The sequence below is a fragment of the Erwinia sp. Leaf53 genome (assembly GCF_001422605.1).
GTDB lineage: Bacteria > Pseudomonadota > Gammaproteobacteria > Enterobacterales > Enterobacteriaceae > Erwinia.
In genome coordinates this window covers 232,942-254,518 of the sequence record NZ_LMLK01000024.1, presented here as the reverse complement: position 1 = coordinate 254,518, position 21,577 = coordinate 232,942, and the positions used below count along the sequence as shown (strand labels likewise).

General features: G+C 61.1%; 20 protein-coding genes and 2 pseudogenes. 13 read left to right on the top strand and 9 right to left on the bottom strand.

What is annotated here, in order from left to right; translation table 11 throughout:
* The first annotated feature begins 114 nt into the window (after positions 1–114).
* A complete protein-coding gene (locus tag ASF13_RS19625; RefSeq protein ID WP_056240404.1) occupies positions 115–1,419 on the top strand; it encodes an inosine/guanosine kinase in 1,305 nt (434 codons plus the stop codon).
* A 197-nt stretch (positions 1,420–1,616) separates the two neighbouring features.
* Here ASF13_RS19625 and ybaL read toward each other — a convergent pair whose 3' ends face one another.
* Together ybaL and ASF13_RS19615 are read right to left on the bottom strand one after the other, a co-directional pair.
* Complete coding sequence (gene ybaL / locus ASF13_RS19620; protein WP_056240398.1) at positions 1,617–3,302, bottom strand: YbaL family putative K(+) efflux transporter; 1,686 nt, start codon at positions 3,300–3,302, stop codon at positions 1,617–1,619.
* A 364-nt stretch (positions 3,303–3,666) separates the two neighbouring features.
* Positions 3,667–4,869: an MFS transporter gene (locus ASF13_RS19615; RefSeq protein ID WP_056240396.1), complete on the bottom strand. Its 1,203-nt coding sequence runs from the start codon at positions 4,867–4,869 to the stop codon at positions 3,667–3,669.
* A gap of 204 nt (positions 4,870–5,073) precedes the next feature.
* Between ASF13_RS19615 and ushA the strand changes: the two genes are divergently transcribed.
* A complete protein-coding gene (ushA, locus tag ASF13_RS19610) occupies positions 5,074–6,837 on the top strand; it encodes a bifunctional UDP-sugar hydrolase/5'-nucleotidase UshA (protein WP_056240394.1) in 1,764 nt (587 codons plus the stop codon).
* 110 nt (positions 6,838–6,947) lie between these two features.
* On the opposite strand, the gene ASF13_RS19605 is transcribed toward ushA, so the two are convergent.
* On the bottom strand, positions 6,948–7,394 hold the full coding sequence (locus ASF13_RS19605; protein WP_056240392.1) for a multidrug/biocide efflux PACE transporter: 447 nt from the start codon (positions 7,392–7,394) through the stop codon (positions 6,948–6,950).
* Between the two features lie 160 nt (positions 7,395–7,554).
* Between ASF13_RS19605 and ASF13_RS19600 the strand changes: the two genes are divergently transcribed.
* Positions 7,555–8,421: a LysR family transcriptional regulator gene (locus ASF13_RS19600; protein WP_056240388.1), complete on the top strand. Its 867-nt coding sequence runs from the start codon at positions 7,555–7,557 to the stop codon at positions 8,419–8,421.
* On the opposite strand, the gene ybaK is transcribed toward ASF13_RS19600, so the two are convergent.
* The 3 genes from ybaK to copA all read right to left on the bottom strand — a co-directional run bounded on the left by ybaK (position 8,418) and on the right by copA (position 12,657).
* On the bottom strand, positions 8,418–8,897 hold the full coding sequence (gene ybaK, locus ASF13_RS19595; RefSeq protein ID WP_056240570.1) for a Cys-tRNA(Pro)/Cys-tRNA(Cys) deacylase YbaK: 480 nt from the start codon (positions 8,895–8,897) through the stop codon (positions 8,418–8,420). The two genes, ASF13_RS19600 and ybaK, sit on opposite strands and share 4 nt — an antisense overlap.
* 178 nt (positions 8,898–9,075) lie before the next feature.
* Positions 9,076–9,879: a TraB/GumN family protein gene (locus ASF13_RS19590; protein WP_056240385.1), complete on the bottom strand. Its 804-nt coding sequence runs from the start codon at positions 9,877–9,879 to the stop codon at positions 9,076–9,078.
* Positions 9,880–9,960: 81 nt separating this feature from the next.
* Entirely contained in the window at positions 9,961–12,657 is a 2,697-nt protein-coding gene (gene copA / locus ASF13_RS19585) for a copper-exporting P-type ATPase CopA (RefSeq protein ID WP_056240382.1), read from the bottom strand.
* 309 nt (positions 12,658–12,966) lie between these two features.
* On the opposite strand from copA, the gene cueR reads away from it, so the two are divergent.
* From cueR to ASF13_RS19575, 3 genes and pseudogenes are all read left to right on the top strand, one after another.
* Positions 12,967–13,371 carry a Cu(I)-responsive transcriptional regulator gene (cueR, locus tag ASF13_RS19580; protein WP_056240379.1) on the top strand — a complete coding sequence of 135 codons (405 nt, stop codon included), beginning with the start codon at positions 12,967–12,969 and terminating at the stop codon, positions 13,369–13,371.
* Between the two features lie 193 nt (positions 13,372–13,564).
* Positions 13,565–13,666 (top strand): annotated as a pseudogene (locus tag ASF13_RS25080) (DUF5431 family protein); the annotation flags it as partial.
* A complete protein-coding gene (locus tag ASF13_RS19575) occupies positions 13,623–13,772 on the top strand; it encodes a type I toxin-antitoxin system Hok family toxin (protein WP_056240376.1) in 150 nt (49 codons plus the stop codon). The pseudogene ASF13_RS25080 and the gene ASF13_RS19575, both read left to right, overlap by 44 nt.
* A gap of 152 nt (positions 13,773–13,924) precedes the next feature.
* Here the strand turns inward: ASF13_RS19575 and ASF13_RS19570 are convergent, their stop codons facing one another.
* Together ASF13_RS19570 and ASF13_RS19565 are read right to left on the bottom strand one after the other, a co-directional pair.
* On the bottom strand, positions 13,925–14,386 hold the full coding sequence (locus ASF13_RS19570; protein WP_056240374.1) for a DMT family transporter: 462 nt from the start codon (positions 14,384–14,386) through the stop codon (positions 13,925–13,927).
* Positions 14,383–14,823 carry a DMT family transporter gene (locus ASF13_RS19565; RefSeq protein ID WP_056240371.1) on the bottom strand — a complete coding sequence of 147 codons (441 nt, stop codon included), beginning with the start codon at positions 14,821–14,823 and terminating at the stop codon, positions 14,383–14,385. The genes ASF13_RS19570 and ASF13_RS19565 overlap by 4 nt, the downstream gene beginning before the upstream one ends.
* A gap of 100 nt (positions 14,824–14,923) precedes the next feature.
* Here ASF13_RS19565 and ASF13_RS19560 point away from each other — a divergent pair, with 100 nt between their 5' ends.
* From ASF13_RS19560 to ASF13_RS19555, 3 genes and pseudogenes are all read left to right on the top strand, one after another.
* A complete protein-coding gene (locus tag ASF13_RS19560) occupies positions 14,924–15,859 on the top strand; it encodes a LysR family transcriptional regulator (protein ID WP_056240368.1) in 936 nt (311 codons plus the stop codon).
* A gap of 161 nt (positions 15,860–16,020) precedes the next feature.
* A pseudogene (locus tag ASF13_RS25075) lies at positions 16,021–16,122 on the top strand (DUF5431 family protein); the annotation flags it as partial.
* Entirely contained in the window at positions 16,079–16,237 is a 159-nt protein-coding gene (locus tag ASF13_RS19555) for a type I toxin-antitoxin system Hok family toxin (protein ID WP_056240364.1), read from the top strand. The pseudogene ASF13_RS25075 and the gene ASF13_RS19555, both read left to right, overlap by 44 nt.
* A 105-nt stretch (positions 16,238–16,342) precedes the next feature.
* Here the strand turns inward: ASF13_RS19555 and ASF13_RS19550 are convergent, their stop codons facing one another.
* Positions 16,343–17,350 (bottom strand): GntR family transcriptional regulator, encoded by a 1,008-nt coding sequence (locus tag ASF13_RS19550; RefSeq protein ID WP_056240361.1) that lies wholly within the window; start codon positions 17,348–17,350, stop codon positions 16,343–16,345.
* Between the two features lie 400 nt (positions 17,351–17,750).
* Here ASF13_RS19550 and ASF13_RS19545 point away from each other — a divergent pair, with 400 nt between their 5' ends.
* Genes ASF13_RS19545 through ASF13_RS19530 form a run of 4 tightly spaced genes read left to right on the top strand, consistent with a single transcriptional unit; the run spans position 17,751 to position 21,575 of the window.
* A complete protein-coding gene (locus ASF13_RS19545; protein ID WP_056240567.1) occupies positions 17,751–18,632 on the top strand; it encodes a polysaccharide deacetylase in 882 nt (293 codons plus the stop codon).
* Between the two features lie 31 nt (positions 18,633–18,663).
* Positions 18,664–20,049 carry an MFS transporter gene (locus ASF13_RS19540; RefSeq protein ID WP_056240358.1) on the top strand — a complete coding sequence of 462 codons (1,386 nt, stop codon included), beginning with the start codon at positions 18,664–18,666 and terminating at the stop codon, positions 20,047–20,049.
* Positions 20,042–20,818 carry an SDR family NAD(P)-dependent oxidoreductase gene (locus ASF13_RS19535; protein ID WP_056240354.1) on the top strand — a complete coding sequence of 259 codons (777 nt, stop codon included), beginning with the start codon at positions 20,042–20,044 and terminating at the stop codon, positions 20,816–20,818. Before ASF13_RS19540 ends, ASF13_RS19535 begins: the two co-directional genes overlap by 8 nt.
* Before the next feature lie 10 nt (positions 20,819–20,828).
* A complete protein-coding gene (locus ASF13_RS19530) occupies positions 20,829–21,575 on the top strand; it encodes an SDR family NAD(P)-dependent oxidoreductase (protein ID WP_082502387.1) in 747 nt (248 codons plus the stop codon).
* Positions 21,576–21,577 lie beyond the last annotated feature (2 nt).

Genomic DNA, 21,577 nt, shown 5'->3' with positions numbered 1-21,577 from the left:
CCCGCGAAACGCCACCGGATTGCGCAAATCCGCCCGACCGGTTGCTGAGACGGTCAACGCGTTGCGCAACTGTGCTATCATCGCCCTCTGTTTCCCTGCCCGTAGTCAGCAATTATGAAATTCCCCGGCAAACGTAAGTCCAAACACTATTTCCCCGTCAGCGCGCGCGACCCGCTGCTGCAACCGGTCCAGCCGGAAAACGAGTCGGCCAGCAGCTGGATCGTCGGTATTGACCAGATCCTCGTGGATATTGAAGCGAAGGTGGACGATGACTTCGTCACCCGCTACGGCCTCAGCTTCGGCCACTCGCTGGTGATTGAAGATGACGTGGCCGAGGCGCTGTACGCCGAGCTGGTGCGCGAAAACCTGATTGCCCACCAGTTTGCCGGCGGCACCATCGGTAACACCCTGCATAACTACTCGGTGCTGGCGGACGACCGCTCGGTGCTGCTCGGCGTGATGTGCAATAACGTGCAGATCGGCGGCTATGCTTACCGTTACCTGTGCAACACCTCCAGCCGTACCGATCTTAACTACCTTCAGGGCGTGGACGGCGCTATCGGCCGCTGCTTTACGCTGATTGGCGATAACGGCGAACGCACCTTCGCCATCAGTCCGGGGATGATGAACCAGCTGCGGGCGGAGAGCGTGCCGGAAGCGGTGATCGCCGGCGCATCGGCGCTGGTGCTGACCTCCTATTTAGTGCGCTGCAAACCGGGCGAACCGATGCCCGCCGCCACCATGCAGGCGATTAGCTATGCCAAAAAGCATAACGTGCCGGTGGTGCTGACGCTGGGCACCAAATACGTGATTGCCGACAACCCGCAGTTCTGGCGTGATTTCCTGCGCGACCACGTTTCGATCGTGGCGATGAATGAGGATGAAGCCTTTGAGCTGACCGGCGAGCGCGATCCGCTGCAGGCGGCCAATATCGCCCTCGACTGGGTTGACCTGGTGCTCTGTACCGCCGGGCCGAACGGGCTGTATATGGCGGGCTTTACCGAAGAGTCCGGCAAACGCACCACCCAGCACCCGCTGCTGCCGGGGGCGATTGCCGAGTTTAACCAGTATGAGTTCAGCCGCGCGATGCGCCACCAGGACTGTGAGCAGCCGCTGCGCATCTACTCGCACATTGCGCCGTACATGGGCGGGCCGGAGAAGATCATGAACACCAACGGGGCAGGGGACGGTGCGCTGGCGGCGTTATTACACGACATCACCGCCAATAACTTTCACCGCAGCAACGTGCCCAACTCGAGCAAGCATGGCCGCAGCTACCTGACCTACTCGTCGCTGGCCCAGGTGTGTAAATACGCCAACCGCGTCAGCTATCAGGTGCTGAACCAGCACTCCCCGCGCCTGACCCGCGGCCTGCCGGAGCGCGAAGACAGCCTGGAAGAGTCTTACTGGGAACGGTAAGCATCGACATGGGGATCAACGAAGCCTGTAAAGCGCGCCGTTTTTCCCTGTAAGCGTGTTAATCGCAGAGGCCCGCCCGTCTGAATTGCACCCTAAAGGTTGGACACCCAACCGACGAAGGTACTGTTCACGTTTCCCGGGCGGGCATCAGATAACGGCTAAACACAGGGGCGCGTTTAACCGTTATCCGGCGACTGTCAGATCGGGCACTCGCTGGCTTTAGTCTCTTCCGGCTCGACCAGAATCAGATTGAGCATATTGTTGGCAATTTCCCGCTCGCCCATCACCACGCGGTCGGCACCGCGTTCCATAATATAGTCGACCTCGTCGTCGTAATGGGCGCGGGCAATAATCTCAATGTTGGGGCGTTTTTGCCGGGCGGCGGTGACGATCTCCCCGGCTTCGTAGCCGTTAGGAATGGTCAGCAGCAGCCAGCGCGCGCAGTCGAGTCGCGCCAGGTCCATCGTATCTTCGCGAGCGGCATTGCCCAGCACCGCCCGGATACCCTGCTCACGCAGCGCTTCCACGCGCGGGCGGCTGTTCTCCACCACCACCATTGGGATCCCGGCTTCCGTCAGCCGCTTGCCCAGCAGGCTGCCGACGCGGCCGTAGCCGACCAGCACCGCATGGTTGCACAGGTCAACCGGGATCTGCTTCTCTTCCTCGATCGCTTCTTCCTGGGTTTGCTCTTCGACGGTTTCGGCTTTCTGCAGATAGCGTTCCAGCAGGGCAAACAGAATCGGATTCAGCATGATCGACAGGATGGCGCTGGCCAGCACCAGGTTACGGCCGGTTTCCGGCAGCAGATTAAGGCTGACGCCGAGCCCGGCAAGAATAAATGCAAACTCACCGATCTGCGCCAGGCTGACGGAGATGGTCAACGCTGTGCGCCTGGAGTGGCCAAACAGCCGTACCAGGAACAGGGCAATCAGTGACTTACCCAGCACGATAATCGCCAGCGCGCCCAGCACCGCCAGCGGCTCCTGCACCAGGATCATCGGGTCGAACAGCATGCCGACCGACACAAAGAACAGCACGGCAAACGCATCGCGCAGCGGCAGCGTATCGTGCGCCGCCCGGTGGCTTAGCTCAGACTCGTTCAGCACCATACCCGCGAAGAAGGCACCTAATGCAAAGGAAACATCGAAGAACTCCACCGCGCCAAAAGCGATACCCAGCGCTAGGGCCAGCACCGCCAGGGTAAACAGCTCACGCGAGCCGGTGGCGGCGCTGCGCGCCAGGATCCACGGTACCACCCGGCGGCCCACCACCATCATCAGCACCATAAAGGCCACCACCTTGCCGATGGTCAGCAGCAGGTCCCACAGCACCAGCGTCACGCTGGCCTTGCCCTCTTCGAACATCCCGGCGATGGCAGGCAGCAGCACTAACGCCAGCACCATCACCAGGTCTTCAACAATCAGCCAGCCGATGGCGATCTGTCCGCGCTGGCTGTCAATAAGCTGCCGTTCTTCCAGCGCACGTAGCAGCACCACGGTACTGGCGGTGGACAGGCACAGCCCGAACACCAGCCCGGTCATTATCGACCAACCCAGCGCCCATGACAGCCCCATTCCCAGCACCGTGGCACCCGCAATCTGGGCGACAGCACCGGGAATGGCAATCGACTTTACCGCCATCAGATCTTTTAGCGAGAAGTGCAGACCAACGCCAAACATCAGCAGGATCACGCCCAGCTCGGCCAGTTCGGGGGCCAGATTGGTATCGGCGACAAAACCCGGCGTAAACGGGCCGGCCAGCACGCCGGCCAGCAGATAACCGACTAGAGGAGAGATGCGCAGGCGGTGAGCCAGCATACCGAAGAGGAAGGCGAGAACTAAGCCTCCGACAATGGTGGTGATAAGCGGGGTAGTATGGTGCATGCCTGTCTCCTTTAAATGCCTGGTCGTCATACTTCGCGTTGCAGATACGCTGGCGGTACCTGGCGAATCAGCCCCATCCGGGAGCTGAATATGACAGGCACTGGCGAGTGCCCGCGGGACTGACGGGCTTGCCGTTTTCCTGCAACTGGAATTAATCGGAGCAAAAATTGTGTCCAGTTGTAAGTTTTCAGTGTATGGCATAATCGGGTGAGGCGCTTGTAATAATTGGCCATAATCGAAAAAAATATCAGCCACAGCGGTAAACCAGGCAGAACGTGCGATTTCTCCCACTTATCGGCGAACAGGACTGATGTTACCGCCGTATGAACCGGTGCAAACTTCACTCATTTGCACCGGTAAGGGACTATTTATGGCGGTTATCAGGCAGGAAAGCGGTGAGAATGCCGAGAAGCGGCAGATAAGCGCAGATTTGATAGACCCGTTCGATACCGGTGTGGTCGGCTACCAGGCCAAGCACCGCCGCCCCGATGCCGCCCATACCAAAGGCAAAACCGAAAAACAGCCCTGAAACCATACCGATACGCGCCGGCATCAGCTCCTGGGCGTAGACCAGAATCGCCGAGAAGGCCGACGCCAGCACAAAGCCGATAATTACCGACAGCGCGCCGGTCCACCACAATCCGACGTGCGGCAGCAGCAGGGTAAACGGGGCGACGCCGAGAATCGACGCCCAGATCACCCGCTTACGGCCAATCTTATCGCCGATCGGCCCACCGATCACCGTACCGGCCGCCACGGCGAACAGAAACACGAACAGGTGCAGCTGGGCGCTCTGCACCGACAGGCTGAATTTCTGCATCAGGTAGAAAGTGTAATAGCTGCTCAGGCTGGTGAGGTAGAAGTACTTGGAGAATACCAGCAGCAGCAGGATGCTAATCGCCTGTGCTACCTTGCGGCGCGGCAGCGGGCTGACGGCCGGTGCCGGCTGGCTCTTCACCGCGCGGTGCTGCGCCTGATACCAGCGGCTGATTTGCAGCAGCAGCACAATCGCCAGCAGCGCGGCCAGCGTAAACCAGCCGACGTTACCGCGGCCGTAAGGGGCAATCACCAGCGCGGCCAGCAGCGGGCCGAGCGCGCTGCCGGCGTTACCGCCGACCTGGAACAGCGACTGGGCCAGCCCGTGACGCCCGCCGGAGGCCATACGGGCCACCCGCGACGACTCCGGGTGGAACACCGACGAACCGGTGCCGACCAGTGCTGCCGCCAGCAGGATCATAGGGAAGCTGCCGGCGGTGGCCAGCAGCGCCAGCCCGGCCAGGGTAAAGCCCATGCCAATCGGCAGTGACCACGGCTGCGGGTGTTTATCGGTGTACCAGCCAATCACCGGTTGCAGCAGCGAGGCCGTGACCTGAAAGGTCAGGGTGATCAGGCCGATCTGTACAAAGCTCAGCGAAAAGTCGGCGCGCAGCAGCGGGTAGATCGCCAGGATCAGCGCCTGCAACATATCGTTCAGCAGGTGGGCAACGCTGATAGCGCCAAGAATGCCAAAGGCGGTACGCCGCGCCGGTGCGGCGGGCGGGGAGGAGAGAGTACGTTCGCTTGCCATAAAATTAACCTGTCATCGTTATCTGTTTTAATGGGTGAACTGCAGGGAATCTTCCTTTATAACCAACTATCTTGTGCGTGATAATGACTTTTTTGATCTATGCCTGCGGCATAATTACACCCTTGATGAACGGCGCGGCCGTTTGTCTGATTTTTCATCACTGCCCGGTCAGGGCAATCGCGGTTATTCAACAAGGAGAGGCAGATGGCGGCAGTAAAAAAACAGATCCTCAGCGTGCTGGCGTTGGCACTGGTGAGCGCCCCGCTAATGGCGCAGGCGTGGGTCAAAGATCGCACCTATAAATTTACCGTATTGCACACCAACGATCACCACGGTCGTTTCTGGAACAACGAACGCGACGAGTACGGCCTGGCCGCGCAGAAAACCATGATGGACCAGATCCGCATGGAGGTGCAGGCGCACGGTGGGGCCACGCTGATCCTCTCCGGCGGCGATATCAATACCGGGGTGCCGGAATCAGACCTGCAGGACGCCGAGCCGGATTTCCGCGGCATGAACCTGATCGGTTATGACGCGATGGCGATCGGCAACCATGAGTTTGATAACCCGCTGTCGGTGCTGCGCCAGCAGCAGAAATGGGCGAAGTTTCCACTGCTCTCGGCCAATATCTATGAAAAAAGTACCGGCAAGCGCCTGTTCCAGCCCTATGCGCTGTTTAACCGCATGGGGCTGAAAATTGCGGTGATCGGCCTGACCACCGACGACACCGCCAAAATCGGCAATCCGGAAAACTTCACCGACATCGTATTCCATAAGCCGGCGGATGAGGCGAAAAAGGTGGTGGAGGCGTTACGTAAAAAAGAGAAGCCGGACGTGATTATCGCCGCCACCCATATGGGCCACTACGATAACGGCAACCATGGCTCTAACGCACCGGGTGACGTTGAAATGGCACGTGCCCTGCCCGCAGGTTACCTGGATATGATCGTCGGCGGCCACTCGCAGGACCCGGTCTGCATGGCAAAAGAGAATGTGAAACAGGCCGACTACGTGCCGGGTACCCCGTGTGTGCCGGACCGGCAGAACGGCACCTGGATCGTACAGGCGCACGAGTGGGGCAAATACATTGGCCGTGCGGACTTCACCTTCCGCAACGGCAAGCTCAGTCTTGAACACTACGAGCTGGTGCCGATCAACCTCAGGCATAAGGTCACCAACGCTGACGGCAGCACCACCTGGGTGAACTACACGCCGGAAATTGCCAAAAATCCAGCGATGATGAAGCTGCTGACCCCGTTCCAGAAAAAGGGTGAAGCGCAGCTGGGGGTAAAAATCGGCAGCACCGACGGGCGGCTGGAGGGGGATCGCAGCAAAGTGCGCTTTGTGCAGACCAACATGGCGCGGCTGATCCTTGAGGGGCAGATTGAACGGACCAACGCCGATTTTGCGGCGATGAGCGGCGGCGGCGTGCGTGATTCCATTGACGAAGGGAATATCACCTACAAAGACGTGCTTAAGGTGCAGCCGTTTGGTAATACGCTGGTGTACGTGGAGATGACCGGCCGCGAGGTTGAGCAGTATCTGGCGGTGGTGGCCAACAAGCAGGTGGATTCCGGTGCTTACGCCCAGTTTGCCCGTGTCAGCCTGGTGGCCGATGGCAAGGGGGTCAGCGAAGTGAAGATTAACGGTGAGCCGCTGCAGGCGGATAAAACCTATCGCATGGCGACGCTGAGCTTTAACGCCACCGGCGGTGACGGCTGGCCGGCGGTCGACAAACAGCCCAGCTACGTTAATACCGGTTTTGTTGATGCCGAAGTGCTGAAGCAGTACATCGCGGGCCACTCGCCGCTGAAGGCGGCCGACTACCAGCCGCACGGGGAGATTGTCTATCGTCAGGCAGAGAGTGCGGCATCCGGGCAGGACGCAACGGCGAAAAGCGATCTGCCTGCTACCTCCTCACCGCCGGTGAATGGTCCGGCCAACGCCGCGACGGCATCCGCAAAATAACAGGCGGATTAGGATGCGGAACAGGCCGCAATGACCGGCTGCTAAGGGCATAAAAAAACGGGTTCTCTTCACCATGACGAGAACCCGTTTTTGATTACGCCACGCGGGCGTTATGACCGACAGGCGGCGCGCTTCTGACGCGCGCCGATCAGACGGTCGCGCAGTTTGTCATACACCCAGTTGTACACCACGGTATACGGCAGGAAGAACAGGAAGAAACCGATCTCAATCATAAACGCCTGCAGCAGGCCGATATCCAGCATCCACGCGGCCAGCGGCAGGCCGATCAGAATAAAACCGCCCTCAAAGCCCAGCGCATGGGCCACGCGCAGCTTCAGGCCGCGGGTAACGCGCTCGCGCGGCCACAGGCGATCGAAACCGGCGTTGTAAATAATGTTCCACAGCATTGCCACCGTGGACAGCATAATCGCCAGCGCACCCATCTGAAACAGGGGCTTATCCATCAGCCAGGCGGCGGTGGGGGCAACGATCGCCAGCGCGACGGCTTCAAAACCGACCGCGTGTAAAATTCGCTCTTTCAGCGTGCGTACAGACATGGTAACTCCTTAAGGTTTAACGGCAGACGGCGACGTTCCTGTCTGTTAACTCTCACTTCGCCTGCCTGGGCGGGCCCGCTTCCGGCCCGTGACAGCGGCTATTTTCTGTGATTTTTCTGCTAAGATAAAATGAATATCCATCGATAAAAGCGATACATTAATGCGCTACTCCCCGGAATCTCTCGAAGCCTTTGTGCAAACCGTTGAAAGCGGTTCCTTTTCGGCCGCGGCCCGCGCGCTGCGTAAAAGCCAGTCGACCATCAGCACCGCCATCGCCAACCTGGAAAGCGATCTCGGCTACGCGCTGTTTAACCGTGAGGCGCGCACGCCGGTGCTGACCGAAAACGGCCAGCGCACGCTGGCCCAGGTGCAGGCGATCCTCGCGGCGTCGGCAAAGCTGGATGACCTGGCGATAAGGCTGGCCGGCGAGGTGGAGCCGCACCTGCGGCTGGCGATTTCTGATTTCTGGCAGGCCGATCACCACGAACGGCTGCTGCAGCGGCTGGCCAGCCGCTACCCGGAGATTGAGTTCGAGTGCATGATTGCCGAAGACGACGATGTGATTGACCTGCTGCAGAGCGGGCGGGCGCACGTTGGCGTGATACGGGTGCAGCCGCGCTATCCGGCCGATATCAGCGTGCAGCGCCTGCAGGTTGAAGCGCAGATGGCGATCTACCTGCACCGCGACCACCCGCTGGCGCAACAGCCGCTGGTCAGCGAAGCGGATCTGCAGCGCGAACGGCAGCTCAGGCTGCGGCTGATGACCGCGCCGGTGCCGGTATCCGGTGGAAAGGTCTGGCTGGCAGATTCCTACCTGCTGCTGCTGGAGATGGCCGAGCAGGGATTTGGCTGGACGGTATTGCCGCGCTGGATGGACGAACAGTTTGGTCATCAGAAGCTGCGCGAGCTGCCGGTGGCGGGCTGGCCGCAGCGCATCCAGGTGGACGTTGCCTGGTCCCGGCGCGCACCGCCAGGCCCGGCCGGGCGCTGGATGATCGACCAGCTGATTGCGCAGACTGCTGACTAATCGTGTTTAGCGATATCCGCAAAGCGCGCATCGAGCAGCGCCGCCAGATCGCCGGGGGCCAGTTCGAGATCCAGCCCGCGTTTGCCGCCGGAGATAAACAGGGTGGCAAACGCCTGCGCCGGCTGGTCAATCACCGTCGGCAGCCGTTTTTTCTGCCCCAGCGGGCTGATGCCCCCCAGCAGGTAGCCGGTGCTGCGCTGCGCCGCCTGCGGATCGGCCATCTCGGCCTTTTTCGCGCCCAGCGCCTTCGCCACCTTTTTCAGGTCCAGCTGCCCGGCAACCGGCGTCACCGCCACTGCGAGGGTTTTGTTGTCACCGTTCAGCGCCACCAACAGGGTTTTGTACACCTGCGCGGCGTCCAGATTGAGTTTCCGTACCGCCTCTTCACCAAAATGGGTTTCGTTACTGTCGTGCTCATACGCGTGGATGGTGAAATTAATTTTATGTTTTTCGAGAAGTTTTACTGCCGGCGTCATCGCGGTCATCCCTCTTTTATGCTGGTGAGTCACAAGTCTTGATTTGATGAATAAAAGTACTGGCGAAAAAGTGCACTTTGCGCGACAATCTGCCCCGCGTCAGCACCCGTGCTGGCTGACAACCAAAATCATAAAAATTTCCTTATTGACTGGCCGGTAGTGATACCGGCCATTTTTTTTATTTTTCCTGCAGCAGGTCGGGCAGATTGCCGTCCCCGTAAAGATGCAGCGCCCCGACCGCCACCACATAATGCCCCGGCGGCAGCTGGCGCAGCGTCTGTTGCCACTGGCGGTTGCGCTGGTGCATCAGCAGCTCGTTAAGCCCGCTGCTGAACGTATCCGGCAGGGCGAAGCGGTCGCGGTGCCGCGGCGGCGTAGCCAGCCACCAGCCGATCATAGTTTGTAGCAGGCGGGCGTTCACCTGCCAGTGCTGCAGGGTATCCAGCAGCAGCGGTAAGCCGTTATCCGACAGTGATTTCAGCAGCGCCAGCTGGGTTTCTGCTCCTTCCAGCTCGATAATCGGTTTTTGCTGTTGCCGGGCAGCCCGCAGCAGCTGGTAGTCAATTCCGCAGTCGGCATGCAGCCCGAGACGTTGCGCCTGTTGCGCCTGCAGCATCAGCGCCACCTGCCAGGCGGGCAGCGTCTCCACGCGGGCCGCGTCGATCCCCAGCTCTTCACAACGCTGCTGCAGATCGCTGAACGCCTGCGGCGTCAGCCGCTCCGCGAGCGGCGCGCAGACCTCGGCTTCAGAAAACGGCGAGGCGGCGTGGGTGATATCGGCTTCCACAATCAGCGCATCGGCCTGCGCCAGCCGGGCCAGCAGCGCCTCAGGCAGCGGCTGCATGGTGCGGGTGCCCATATGGATGCTGCCGACCAGATGCAGCTGGCAGTGGGGCAGGGTAATATCCAGCGCAGGGTAACCACAGGGTTCCTGCCAGATCCTGCGCCAGCACGCCCGCAGGTCGCGGATAAATTTGCCCATCGCTTCTCTTCCACCTTATAGCCCCGGAACCCCCATGCTAGCCTGATAAGTGACTGATGGACAGATTACAACCGCGTGATTTTACACCTTATCCTGCGGCGGCCGGAAGCGCAGCAGGCGGTTGGCGTTGCTGACCACGGTAATCGACGACAGCGCCATCGCCGCCCCGGCCACCACCGGGCTGAGCAGGGTGCCGGTCAGTGGATAGAGCACGCCGGCGGCGATCGGGATGCCGCAGGCGTTATAGATAAAGGCGCCCAGCAGATTCTGTTTCATATTACGCAGCGTGGCATTAGCGATCGCCAGCGCATCCACCACCGCATTCAGATCCTGGCGCATCAGCGTGATCGCCGCGGTTTCAATTGCCACGTCGCTGCCGCCGCCCATGGCGATGCCGACGTCGGCCTGCGCCAGCGCCGGGGCATCGTTGATACCGTCGCCGATCATCGCCACCCGCTGGCCCTGCTGCTGCAGTTCGCGAATCGCCTGCGCTTTACCGTCCGGCAGCACCCCGGCAATCACCCGATCGATGCCGGCTTCACGGGCCACCGCCTGCGCGGTCAGCTGATTGTCGCCGGTCAGCATTACCAGCTGATAGCCACGCTGGTGCAGGCGTCGCAGCGCGTTAACGCTCTCACTGCGCAGCGGGTCGCGGATGGCGAACAGCGCCACGATGCGCCCTGCGGCGGCCAGCAGCACCGGCGTCGCGCCCAGGCTGGCCTGCTGCTCCAGCGCGGCCGCAACCGGTGCGGTGTCTATCTGCTGCTGCTCCATCAGCGCCCGGTTGCCCAGCAGCAGCGGCACACCGTCAAGTAAGCCGCTGACGCCCAGGCCCGCCAGGGTACGGAACTGAGCGACCTCCGGCAGCGTCGCCAGCCCGGCGTGGCTGAGAATAGCCCGGGCCAGCGGGTGGCCGGAGCCCTGCTCCAGCGCTGCGGCCTGAAGCTGCACCTGCGACAGCTCCGCACCGTTAAACAGCAGCACCTCGGCCACTTTAGGTGCCCCTTCGGTCAGGGTGCCGGTTTTATCAAACACCAGCGTGGTCAGCGTACTGGCCTGCTGCAATGCGTCGGCATCGCGCACCAGCACGCCAAACTCGGCGGCGCGGCCGACGCCGGCGATAATCGACATCGGCGTGGCCAGGCCGAGTGCACAGGGGCAGGCGATGATCAGCACGGTGGTGGCAACCACCAGGGTGTAGACCAGCTGGGGTGCCGGGCCAGACAGGTACCAGACCGCCGCGCTGACCAGCGCAATGGCCACCACCACCGGCACAAACACCGCCGAGATGCGGTCCGCCAGCCTGCCGATTTCCGGCTTGCTGCTCTGTGCCTGGCGTACCAGCTGAATAATTCGCGCCAGGGTGGTGTTCTTACCTACGGCATCGGCGGTAAACAGCACGCTGCCGTCCTGCATCACCGTTCCCGCGTGCAGCGTATCGCCCGCCGCCTTCTGCTGCGGTAGCGCTTCGCCGGTCAGCATCGCCTCATCCAGCCACGCCTCGCCCTGCACGATGGTGCCGTCCACCGGCACGCGATCGCCGGTATTGACCCGCAGCGTCATCCCCGGCTGCACCTCGCTCAGCGGCAGGCTGCGTTCACCGTTTTCCGTCACCACGCGGGCGACAGGCGGGGTCAGATCCAGCAGCCGCTCCAGCGCCCTGGAGGAGCGCTGCCGTGCCCGCTGTTCGAGCATATGGCCAAGATTAATCAGCCCGATAATCATCGCGCTGGCTTCGTAATAAAGGTTTTGCGCCGCCATCGGGAACCACTGCGGCCACAGGTTAACGCTGAAGGAGTAGAGCCAGGCCGCGCCCGTGCCCAGTGCTACCAGCGTATCCATGGTCGCCACGCCGTTGCGCAGGCTACGCCAGGCGCTGCGGTAGAAATGGCCACCGGCTACCACCATCACCATTAACGTCAGGACGCCGAGCCCCAGCCACAGGCTGCGGTTGTCGGCGGTCAGCATCATATTGTCGCCGAGCATCCCCCAGATCATCAGTGGAATACCCAGCGCTAACGCGAGGGCCGCCTGCCAGCGGAAACGGCGCATCGCCGCCAGCGCGCTCTGCTGCTGCTTCTCGCGGCGCTCGCCTTCATCTTCAATAATTTCCGCGCCGTAGCCGGCGCGGCTCACGGCCTCAGTCAGCATGGCCGGCGTGGCCGTACCCTGCACCAGGGCGCTGCGTTCGGCCAGATTGACGCGTGCCTGACGGACGCCGGGCACGTTTGTTAACGCCTTCTCCACCCGGCTGACGCAACTGGCGCAGCTCATTCCCTCGATCAGCAGCTGGTGGCTGTCGTCGGGCATCGCCGACTTAGCCTGGCTGCTGCTGTCGGTTATCCCCGCCGCCGGGGCCTGAATGCTCTCTTCGGTTTTGCCTGCTTTGGCAGAAAGCGCATCCCGACCAGCCTGCTTCGCGCGCACGGCGGGCTGGATGCCGACAACGCGCAGCGGTTGCGTTGCAGCGCTGTGCATGCCGGTCATTTTCGCCGGAAGCTTCGACGCCGCCGCTGTCAGCGCTTCCGGCTGAGATTCTGATTCTGTCAGCGGGTCAGCCTTTGGGCGCGCGGCCTCCGTGGCCAGCGTGGCGTGATAACCCGCGGATTCAACCGCGGCGATCAGCGCTTCACCGCTGGCACTGCCGGTTACCTGCGCTGCATCGACCGTAACGTCTGCATGCTGCACGTCATCGCGTTTTTCCAGCGCCTCTTTTACGCGTTTTACGCAGTGGCCGCAGGTCAGGCCATCCAGCGCAAGATGAATGGTATCGGTCATAATTCTCTCCTGTGAGTGGGACATCACAGACAAGGTTAAACCTTCCCGCAAGGGGAAGGTCAAATGTTAACGTGAAGAACAGGATCCACACGCTATGCCGCGGGTTTGCCTGCACTGCTGCGGGCATCGGGTCTGCCAGCGGCGAGTGTTGCTGAGTAACCGGGTAAGCAACGTGTGCGTCTGGTTTTTTTCGGCGTGGCAGCGGCTATCAGGCCTGCGTCTGCCAGCGGCGGCAGCAGGCGTGCGTGATACCTGAGGATATGTAGAATAAGAGTGATGACAGAGATACGGCCAGCCTGTGGAGAAGCGATGAATATCAGCGATGTGGCGAAAAAGACCGGATTAACCAGTAAAGCGATCCGTTTCTACGAAGAGAAGGGGCTGGTCACGCCGCCGCTGCGCGGCGACAACGGCTACCGTACCTATGGGCCGAAACATCTGGAAGAGCTGACGCTGCTGCGCCAGGCGCGCCAGGTGGGGTTCAACCTTGACGAGTGCCGCGAAATGGTCGGGCTGTTTAACGATCCCGCCCGGCACAGCGCCGACGTTAAGGCACGCACCCTGGAGAAAGTCAGCGAAATTGAGAACCATATCCAACAGCTAACAGAGATGCGCCAGCGCCTGCTGGATCTCGCCGCCAGCTGCCCCGGCGATGACAGCGCCGACTGCCCGATCATCAATCATCTGGCAGGCTGCTGCCAGAAAGCAACGTGACGAACGTCAGGCCGAACCGAACGCCGGCTATTTTTGGATATTTTACGACGATTACTGGAATCTTAAAGGCGGTATAATCAGCGCGGCGCTTGAGGCTTCTGCCTCAGGCTGCTGGCAGCAGTGCCGGTTGGTGTGAGGCAGAATGCAGAAAAGCCCCGAAGTTAATCTATCCCATTAACCCCGAGGCCCCTGTATGACCAAACACCATCAGGATAGCCTCTTACCTGCCGCAAGGCAAGGAGAAGCCTGCCATGAAACTGCCACGCAGTACCCTGTTATGGTGCGTATTAATGGTGTGTTTAACGCTGTTAATATTCACCGGCCTGATGCGGAAGTCGCTGTGCGAAATCCGCTATAAAGATGGCTTCAGGGACGGCATCCATGGCCTGTGGATCCGGTAAGTAGCCACCCGGAGGCGGGGGAAACCCCGCCTTTTCAGGAAACTGATGATGCCAGGGCGTCACAAGCGTCTTTATAAAGGGCTTCTCTTAACATCGGGAAGCCCTTTTTCTGTCTTCCAGATTACCGATTGAAGTCAATGACCTCTCAATCATCAGTCGGCCTCGCTTTCCTTAGTCGTATTGCTGGTGTAGATAAACCACAGCGCCAGCACCAGACAGAGCACCGCCAGCCCGCGACTGCCAGAGAACGGGATCTGCGCGTTACCCAGCCAGCCAAAGCTGTCAATCATCAGGCTCATGGCAATCTGCCCGGTAATCACCGCCACGGTCGCCACCGCTGAGCCGATGCGCGGCACCGCAAACGCCATAATTGCCACATAGGGTACGCCGAACAGCGCACCGAGCAGCTGCCATTTCGGCACATCCAGCAACGTCACCGTCTGTTTGGGCTCAAAGAAGACGATTAACAGCGCGGTGATCAGCGCACCTATAGCAAAGGTCAGAAACGCGCTGCGGAAGGTGCCTACCGCGCTGCCCAGCCTGCCGTTGATCGCGGCCTGAATACTCAGCAGCGCACCGCCCACCAGGCTCAGTAAGATCATCAGTAAAATCATGCTTTACCTCCGGCAATCAGCCCCAGCGCAACAACAATCAGCAGCAGAGCAACCAGCCTTCTGGCGTTAACCGGCCTGCGCGGGCTGCCGAACCAGCCAAAATGATCGATGGCCAGGCTCTTAAAAATCTGCCCGGCAAGAATGCCGATCATGGTCATCGCCAGTCCGATCACCGGTGAGGCGAGAGTCAGGATCACCACATACCCCGGGCCTAAAATCCCCCCGGTAAGTTGCCAGCCGGGTCGGGAGAAGAAGGAGGGCGCGTCGCGCGGGCCGAAAAACAGCATCAGCAAAAACGCCAGCGCGGTGCCGATGCCAAAAATGCTGAAGGTCGCCCACAGATGCCCGACCTCCCCACCCAGCGGGCCAAGCAGGCCGCCTTCTACCGACAAACCCATGCCGGCCAGTACCACCAGAATAATTAACAGTATTTGCATCAGGACAATGTCTTCGCTCAAAAAGGAGCAGTAGGGTAGCCGAACTGGTTATGTTGAAAAACGCTATAATGCAGAAAATACTTTTTCATATTCCGATGAGATGAACATGCTAAACCAGATCGACTTCCGCGCGCTGCGCCTGTTTGTCGCCGTTTTCGACCTGCAAAGTTTTTCACTGGTTGCCCGCAGGGAAGACGTTTCCGCGTCGCTGGTGACGCGTACCATCAACCAGCTGGAAAGCTCACTGGGCCAGCAGTTGTTCCACCGTAACACCCGCGCGGTGGTGCCGACGGAAGCTGGGAGTATCTTTGCAGCCCATGCCCGCACCCTGCTGGCACAACTCGCTGACGCCCAGGCCGAACTGCAGGAGAAAGAGAGCGAACCGTCTGGTCTGGTGCGCATTAACGCGCCGGTGGTGTTTGGTCAGCGGCATATTGCGCCGTGGCTGGCCGAGCTTTATCAGCGCTATCCGCGCATCCGCGTCGATCTGACCCAGACCGACAGCTATATCGAGCCGCATCGTGAAGGGGCCGATCTGATTTTTCGCATTGGCGTGCTGGCCGACTCCGGCCTGCAGGCGAGGATCTTTGGCCCGCAGATCAACTCGCTGCTGGCGTCACCCGCTTACGTAGCGCGCTACGGCAGGCCGGAAACGCCTGAGGATCTCGCCGCTCACCGCAGCCTGGCCTTTAACGGCCCGCAGGGGCTGAACCGCTGGTACTTCCGCCGTGGACAGGAAAGCTGGCGGCACTATCCCCTGAATCCGGTGTTGACCTCGAACAATGCCGACACGTTGCTGACGGCGGCGTTGAACGGCATGGGAATGGTGCTGTTCCCCGACTGGATGTGTGGTGAACACCTGAGCAGCGGCAGGCTGATTAATCTGCTGGAGGGCTTTGAGTGTGCGACTACCCTGGAGCAGCCGCAGATCGCCGCCGTCTGGCCCAAATCGCGACGCCTGCCGCTAAAGGTACGGGCAACGGTGGATTTTTTTGTCGAGAAGTTTGGCTCACCGCTCAACTGGCGGAACCGCTGATTTTTGGATTTTTTACGACAATTACTGGAATTATAAAGGCGGTATAATCAGCGCGGCGCTTGAGGCTTCTGCCTCAGGTTGCTGGCAACAGTGTCAGTGGATGTGAGGCAGAATGCAGAAAGCCCCGACGTTAATTTTCCAATTAACCCCGAGGCCCCTGTATGACCACACATCATCAGGATAGCCTCTTACCTGCCGCAAGGCAAGGAGATGCCGACCATGAAACTGCCACGCAGTACCCTGTTCTGGTGCGTGTTAACGGTGTGTTTAACGCTGTTGATATTCACTGCCCTGACGCGGAAATCGCTGTGCGAAATCCGTTACCGGGATGAAACCAGGGAGGTGGCAGCCTTTATGGTCTGCGGATCCGGTAAGTAGCAACCTGGAGGCGGGGGAAACCCCGCCTTTTCAGGCAGCTGATGATATTGGTTCAGCACAAGCGCTTTTACAGAGGGCTTCCCGGGCAACTGGGGAGCCCTTTTTTCAGCTTAGCCGGTGCAGATAAGGCGGCAGCTGCGGGACCGGCAGTACTGACAGCACCTTAAGTTTTTGCAGCGTTCGCGCCTGCGCGCGCTCCAGATGCTCACGCAGGCTCATCGCCGCCAGGTCCCAGCTGCCCTTCAGCAGCATTTCATACACCAGCCGGTGTTCATCGATCACCGTTTGCTCCAGCGGCAGCGCCAGCACTTCGTAGAAGATCCTCGTCACGATCAGCGGGGACTGACTCTGCCGCAGCATCTCCAGCATCGGTCGGTTGCCCGCCGGCTGCAGGCAGGCAAAGTGCAGGTCGTCTTCCACCTGTTCCAGCGTGGCGGCGGTAATCTGGTGCCCTTTCAACTGCGACAGCCGCTGTAAATTATCGAGCAGCTGCCGTTGCGGGATCAGCGGCGCGGCTTTGCGCAGGGCGAAAGGCTCCAGGCTGGCGCGGATCTCATAGTGGTCAGCGATCTCGCGGGCGGTCAGCGGGCCGGACAGCCACTGCGCGTAGGGTTCTTTCTCGACCAGCCCCTTGTCACGCAGGCGCATCAGGCTTTCGCGGATGCTGCTGCGGCTGATGTTGTAAAACTCAGCGGCCAGCCCCTCGTTGAGCTGATAGTGGCCAAACACCATGCAGGTCGACAGCGCCTGCTGCAGGCTCTCCAGCACCTGCTCCCCGGCGCTGCGGGTGTCAACCAGCTCGCGCTCCTGGTCGAGTCCCAGCACGCTGCGGGTCAGGGCGATGCGCTGCGGCTCCACGTCCTGCCCGTCTGCGGCGACAATAAAGCCGCGCCCCTCAAAACGGGCAATTAACCCCTGCTCGTGCAGCAGCCCCAGCGCGCGACGCACCGGCACCCGGCTGGTGCCAAACAGCTGCGCCAGCGGCCCTTCCAGTAAAACCAGCCCGTCCGGTACCGCCTGCGAGACGATGGCCTGCTGCAGTACCTGGCGGATCACCTCATAGCGTGCGGCCGCACGCGCTTCTGTCTGAGTTCCGTCGCTGTCGTTAAGCATCCTGGGGATCGCCGCTCCTGCTGGTTGATAACGCGCAGTATGACATATCGTGCCGCTCGCCGGGGCGGGGTACGATCAATTCACCCGCCTGCCTGTCGATGGTGCAGCATTGCACGGTATTGGATCATTAAATCAAAAATTCATTATAAACAGACAAAAAAACCAGTCACTCAGCGAAATTATGCCAGTGCATGCGGGCATTTCATTACGCTTCTCCGTCGGTATTTGCCGGTATCTTCACAATTTCGAGCGATCCTTTCGCGCTAACCGTGATCAACCTGGCATCTCTATTGCAATGCCTAAATGTACATTTAAAAAAAAGATACATTTTATGGGTGAGATAATAACCGATTATCTGCTGGCACCGGCCAGCGTTACCCAGACGGACGGAGAGAAGATCATGGCTAAAGAAATTCTGTGTGCATTTGGCGTCGATGTGGATGCGGTGGCGGGCTGGCTGGGCTCGTACGGCGGTGAGGATTCACCGGACGATATTTCGCGCGGGCTGTTCGCTGGTGAGGTCGGATCGCCTCGCCTGCTGAAGATGTTTGCCGAGCATAACCTGCGCACCACCTGGTTTATTCCGGGCCACTCCATCGAGACCTTCCCGGAGCAGATGAAGGCGGTGGCGGCGGCCGGCCATGAAATCGGCATTCATGGCTACAGCCATGAAAATCCGATCGCCATGACCCCGGCGCAGGAAGAGGCGATCCTCGATCGCAGCATCGAACTGGTCACCGAGCTGGCTGGTAAACGGCCGACCGGCTACGTGGCCCCCTGGTGGGAGTTCAGCAACGTCACCAACGAGCTGCTGCTGAAAAAAGGCATCAAGTACGATCACAGCCTGATGCACAACGACTTCCACCCTTACTACGTTCGCGTTGGCGACAGCTGGACCAAAATCGACTACAGCCAGCACCCGGACAGCTGGATGAAGCCGCTGGTGCGCGGAGAGGAGACGGATCTGGTGGAGATCCCCGCCAACTGGTATCTCGACGATCTGCCGCCGATGATGTTTATCAAAAAATCCCCCAACAGCCACGGCTTCGTTAACCCGCGCCATCTGGAAGAGATGTGGCGCGATCAGTTTGACTGGGTGTATCGCGAAAATGATTTCGCGGTGTTCACCATGACCATTCACCCCGACGTCTCCGGCCGCCCGCAGGTGCTGCTGATGCTGGAACGCCTGATTAAGCACATCCAGAGCCACGAAGGGGTGCGTTTTGTCACCTTCGATGAGATCGCCGACGACCACCTGAAGCGCTACCCGCGCCACGGCTGACCGCCCCCTAACCCGGAACAGTGAGAGCAATATGAGCATCTTTAAACGCCGCAGTGTCAACGGCTGGCAGCCGCAGCAGCTGACCCGCAGGGACGTAACATTCGCAACCTGGATTGCTTTCTTCGCGTGGGTCTTTGCCGTCTATGACTTTATTCTGTTTGGTACGCTGCTGCCGGAGATCGGCGCACACTTTGGCTGGAGCGAAGTGGAGCAGTCGGAGATCGCCACCCTGGTGGCGGTGGGCGGGGCGGTGATCGCGCTGGCCGTGGGTCCGCTGGTTGACCGGCTTGGCCGACGGATGGGCATTGTGATCACCGTGGGCGGCGCGGCGCTCTGTTCGCTGCTGACAGCCGTCGGCGGTGCCTGGGGCAAAGGCGCGCTGACCGCCATTCGTTCAGTGGCCGGCCTCGGCTATGCCGAGCAGACCGTCAACGCCACCTACCTGTCCGAGCTGTATACCGCGCTGGACGATCCGAAGCTCAACAAGCGTAAAGGCTTTATCTACAGTCTGGTGCAGGGCGGCTGGCCGGTGGGGGCGCTGGTGGCCTCGGCGCTGACTGCGGTCCTGATGCCGCTGATCGGCTGGCAGGGCAGCTTTGTTTTTGCCGCGCTGCCGTCGCTGGTGATTGCCTTTCTGGCGCTGAAGCTGAAAGAGACGCCGCAGTTCGAGGTGCACCGGCATATTCGCCAGCTGCGTGAAGCCGGTAACGAGAACGACGCCCGTCAGGTGGCCAGCGATTATGCGGTGGAGTATGACGAGCATAAAAGCGCTGGCCTGGCGGCCGCATTCCGCGGGCCTGCGCTGCGCGCCACGCTGGTACTCGGCGGTGCGGTGCTCCTCAACTGGTTTGCAATTCAGATCTTCAGCGTGCTGGGCACCACGGTGATCACCAAAACCCACGCCATCTCGTTCAACAACTCGCTGCTGATCCTGATCATGTCTAACCTGGTCGGCTACTGTGGCTACCTGGCGCACGGCTGGCTGGGCGACCGTATTGGCCGCCGCAACACTATCGCGGTCGGCTGGATGCTCGGCGGCGTAGCCTTTACCGGCATGCTGTTCTGCCCGGACAACTTTGCCACCATTGTGGTGCTCTACAGCCTCGGCCTGTTCTTCCTGATTGGCCCGTACGCGGCGGCGCTGCTGTTTATCAGCGAAAGCTTCCCGACCGCCATCCGCGCCACCGCCGGTTCGCTGATTGGCGCGATGGGTCCGGTCGGCGCGATCATTGCCGGCATCGGCACCACCACCATTCTGAGCAAAGGCGGCAACTGGCAGGACGCGGCGCTGTGGTTCGGCGCGCTGCCGTGCTTTATCTCCGGGATGGTGATCCTGCTGGCGCGCCAGCTACCGCAAACCACCGCCGCGGTGACGCCGCCGGTTAATGCCCAACTGCAAGGAGCTCCTCATGAATAAAGGTTCAGCCAGCGCCCCGGTGGCGTTGATTAGCGGCGCGGCCAGCGGTATTGGCCTGGCGCTGGCAACGGTCTACGCCCGGCGTGGCGTACGGGTGGTCGCCGGTTACTACCCGGCCGACCCGCACGACCCGCAGCAGGCGGCGGCAGAGGTTGAAGCCGCAGGCGGTGACGCGCTGTGGCTGCCGCTCGACGTGGCGAACACGGCATCGGTGGAGCAGTGGGTCAGCGCCGGGCTGGCTCATTACGGCCGGCTGGATTACGTGGTGGCCAACGCCGGGGTACTGCGCCGCGCGCCGATTGCGGAGATGAGCGACGCGCGCTGGGACGAGATGCTGAACGTCGACCTCAGCGGCGTCATGCGCTGCTTCCGCGCCGCTGCACCGCACCTGACGGAGGGGGCCAGCCTGGTGGCGGTCTCCTCCATCGCCGGTGGCGTTTACGGCTGGCAGGATCACGCGCATTACGCCGCGGCCAAAGCGGCGATCCCCGGTCTGTGCCGTTCGCTGGCGGTGGAGCTGGCGGCGCGTGGCGTGCGCTGTAACGCGGTGATCCCTGGCCTGATCGAAACGCCGCAGTCGCTGGATAAACAGAACTCGCTGGGGCCGGAAGGACTGGCCAAAGCCGCACGGGCAATCCCGCTCGGGCGGGTCGGGCGGGCGGAAGAAGTGGCGGAGGTGATTAGCTTCCTCACCAGTCCGCAGAGCAGTTATCTCACCGGGCAAAGCCTGGTCATCGACGGCGGCCTGACGGTACGCTGGCCGGATTAGGGAGGTCATCATGCAGTTAGAGCAAAAACGGGTAGCGATCAGCGGAGCGGGCAGCGGTATCGGCGCGGCGATTGCGCTGCTGTTTGCCCGTGAAGGGGCGCGGCTGCTGTTAAGCGATCGCAACGCAGAGACGCTGCAACGGCAGGTTAGCGCCTGCCGTGAGCAGGGCGTCGAGTGTTACGGCGTGGTCGCTGACGTGGCTGAGGTGGCGGGCGCACGGGCCGGCGTGGACGCCTGCGTCGCGCGCTTCGGCGGTATCGACGTGCTGGTCAACAATGCCGGCATGCTCAGCCAGGCGCGCTGCGAGGAGATTACGCTGGCGATGTGGGATCAGATGCTGGCGGTGGATCTGCGCAGCGTGTTTCTCGCTTCGCAGCGGGCGCTGCCGCTGATGCGCCAGCAGCGCTGGGGGCGCATTATCAATATTGCCTCACAGCTGGGTATCAAGGGTGGGGCAGAACTCTGCCACTACGCCGCTGCCAAGGCCGGGGTGATCGGCTTTACCAAATCACTGGCGCTGGAGGTCTCGGCCGACAACGTGCTGGTCAACGCCATCGCCCCAGGCCCTGTCGCCACGCCGTTGATCGACGGCCTCAATCCGCAGTGGCAGCGGGCCAAAGCCGCTGAACTGCCGCTCGGCCGCTTTGGCCTGGCGGAGGAGGTTGCGCCGGTGGCGCTGCTGCTGGCCAGCGAGCCGGGCGGCAACCTGTTTGCCGGCCAGACGCTGGGGCCGAATTCCGGCGACGTCATGCCTTAGGA

Excerpts from the sequence above, each read along its gene's own strand:
- ASF13_RS19625 (WP_056240404.1), top strand. The coding sequence starts at position 115 with ATGAAATTCCCCGGCAAACGTAAGTCCAAACACTATTTCCCCGTCAGC.
- ybaL (WP_056240398.1), bottom strand. The coding sequence starts at position 3,302 with ATGCACCATACTACCCCGCTTATCACCACCATTGTCGGAGGCTTAGTT.
- ASF13_RS19615 (WP_056240396.1), bottom strand. The coding sequence starts at position 4,869 with ATGGCAAGCGAACGTACTCTCTCCTCCCCGCCCGCCGCACCGGCGCGG.
- ushA (WP_056240394.1), top strand. The coding sequence starts at position 5,074 with ATGGCGGCAGTAAAAAAACAGATCCTCAGCGTGCTGGCGTTGGCACTG.
- ASF13_RS19605 (WP_056240392.1), bottom strand. The coding sequence starts at position 7,394 with ATGTCTGTACGCACGCTGAAAGAGCGAATTTTACACGCGGTCGGTTTT.
- ASF13_RS19600 (WP_056240388.1), top strand. The coding sequence starts at position 7,555 with ATGCGCTACTCCCCGGAATCTCTCGAAGCCTTTGTGCAAACCGTTGAA.
- ybaK (WP_056240570.1), bottom strand. The coding sequence starts at position 8,897 with ATGACGCCGGCAGTAAAACTTCTCGAAAAACATAAAATTAATTTCACC.
- ASF13_RS19590 (WP_056240385.1), bottom strand. The coding sequence starts at position 9,879 with ATGGGCAAATTTATCCGCGACCTGCGGGCGTGCTGGCGCAGGATCTGG.
- copA (WP_056240382.1), bottom strand. The coding sequence starts at position 12,657 with ATGACCGATACCATTCATCTTGCGCTGGATGGCCTGACCTGCGGCCAC.
- cueR (WP_056240379.1), top strand. The coding sequence starts at position 12,967 with ATGAATATCAGCGATGTGGCGAAAAAGACCGGATTAACCAGTAAAGCG.
- ASF13_RS19575 (WP_056240376.1), top strand. The coding sequence starts at position 13,623 with ATGAAACTGCCACGCAGTACCCTGTTATGGTGCGTATTAATGGTGTGT.
- ASF13_RS19570 (WP_056240374.1), bottom strand. The coding sequence starts at position 14,386 with ATGATTTTACTGATGATCTTACTGAGCCTGGTGGGCGGTGCGCTGCTG.
- ASF13_RS19565 (WP_056240371.1), bottom strand. The coding sequence starts at position 14,823 with ATGCAAATACTGTTAATTATTCTGGTGGTACTGGCCGGCATGGGTTTG.
- ASF13_RS19560 (WP_056240368.1), top strand. The coding sequence starts at position 14,924 with ATGAACATGCTAAACCAGATCGACTTCCGCGCGCTGCGCCTGTTTGTC.
- ASF13_RS19555 (WP_056240364.1), top strand. The coding sequence starts at position 16,079 with ATGAAACTGCCACGCAGTACCCTGTTCTGGTGCGTGTTAACGGTGTGT.
- ASF13_RS19550 (WP_056240361.1), bottom strand. The coding sequence starts at position 17,350 with ATGCTTAACGACAGCGACGGAACTCAGACAGAAGCGCGTGCGGCCGCA.
- ASF13_RS19545 (WP_056240567.1), top strand. The coding sequence starts at position 17,751 with ATGGCTAAAGAAATTCTGTGTGCATTTGGCGTCGATGTGGATGCGGTG.
- ASF13_RS19540 (WP_056240358.1), top strand. The coding sequence starts at position 18,664 with ATGAGCATCTTTAAACGCCGCAGTGTCAACGGCTGGCAGCCGCAGCAG.
- ASF13_RS19535 (WP_056240354.1), top strand. The coding sequence starts at position 20,042 with ATGAATAAAGGTTCAGCCAGCGCCCCGGTGGCGTTGATTAGCGGCGCG.
- ASF13_RS19530 (WP_082502387.1), top strand. The coding sequence starts at position 20,829 with ATGCAGTTAGAGCAAAAACGGGTAGCGATCAGCGGAGCGGGCAGCGGT.